The 1,250-nt window shown below is 69.6% G+C and carries 1 protein-coding gene and 1 pseudogene; both read left to right on the top strand.

Annotated elements, in window-relative coordinates:
* The first annotated feature begins 259 nt into the window (after window positions 1-259).
* Window positions 260-832, top strand: coding sequence for a cob(I)yrinic acid a,c-diamide adenosyltransferase (locus tag AOK16_RS23835; RefSeq protein ID WP_055474183.1), 573 nt, complete (start codon window positions 260-262; stop codon window positions 830-832).
* Window positions 833-1,027: 195 nt separating this feature from the next.
* Window positions 1,028-1,250: pseudogene (locus AOK16_RS23830) on the top strand (glycosyl hydrolase family 18 protein); the annotation flags it as partial.

Here is a 1,250-nt window from a genome sequence, read left to right as displayed (position 1 = left end):
GCGCCGATGACGGCGAGCTTCCTGGCCACTGCTGTCCCCTTTGCACGTATCACACGCTGTTCAAGAATCGTCTCCTGGGCGGACCTTAGCGCTCGCGAAGGCCGTGGTGGCCGGGAAGAGATGCGCGTCACGTCTCAGATGACGGACATCACACCGGAGTCGGCCGCCGAGGGCCCCAGGAGGCCGCCCGGGGCGCGCAGTTGGGCACCGAACGCGCGCCCGCCTCGCGCCTGCGGCGGAGGCGGCTAGGCTCGGGGACATGGTCCATCTGACACGTATCTACACCCGGACCGGGGACGACGGCACGACCGCCCTCGGCGACATGAGCCGCACCGCCAAGACCGACGCACGGATCGCGGCCTACGCGGACGCGAACGAGGCCAACGCGGCCCTCGGCGTGGCCATCGCGCTCGGGGAGCTGCCGGAGGAAATCGTCAAGGTACTCGTACGGGTGCAGAACGACCTGTTCGACGTGGGGGCCGATCTGGCCACGCCGGTGGTCGAGAAGCCGGAGTTCCCGCCGCTGCGGGTCGAGCAGGGCTACGTCGACAGACTGGAGGCGGACTGCGACCGCTTCCTGGAGGGCCTGGAGAAGCTGCGCAGCTTCATCCTGCCGGGCGGTACGGCGGGCGCCGCGCTGCTGCACCAGGCGTGCACCGTGGTACGGCGCGCGGAGCGCTCCACGTGGGCGGCGCTGGAGGCACACGGCGAGGTTATGAACCCCCTGACGGCGACCTACCTCAACCGCCTCTCCGACCTCCTGTTCATCCTGGCCCGCACGGCCAACAAGGAGCGGGGCGACATCCTCTGGGTCCCCGGCGAGAACCGCTAGCGCCCACGGTTCGGCGGTGCCCGCCCGGGAGTTGGCCGATTGACGACCGGACCATCGGCTTTGGTCCAGACCTATTGACCACTGGTACAGACCTCCTTACTCTCGGGCGCAATGCGGTGAGCACACCATGACCTGGGGTGCCTCACCGGGCGACGCAGGTTCCCCGTTGGCCCGGACCCACTCGAGGAGCACCCCTTGAGCACTGGAACCTTCAGACGTACCAGACGCACCGGACGCACCGTCAGACGCGGAGCCCTCGCGGTCCTCACCGCGCTCCTCCTCCCCCTCGCCGCCCTCGTCGGTCTGGCCACCCCCGCCCAGGCGGCCGGCGAGACCGCCTCCTACACCAAAGTCTCCGACTGGGGCACCGGCTTCGAAGGCAGGTGGACGGTGCAGAACACCGGCACCGCCACCATCA

Origin of the sequence: Streptomyces pathocidini (assembly GCF_001418495.1) — a bacterium.
In the GTDB taxonomy this organism is placed as follows: Bacteria; Actinomycetota; Actinomycetes; order Streptomycetales; family Streptomycetaceae; genus Streptomyces; species Streptomyces pathocidini.
Note: the sequence above shows the minus strand (reverse complement) of the source record. Positions and strands in the feature narration are given on the sequence as shown.

Coding starts and splice junctions, on each gene's coding strand:
- AOK16_RS23835 (WP_055474183.1), top strand. CDS start 260: ATGGTCCATCTGACACGTATCTACACCCGGACCGGGGACGACGGCACG.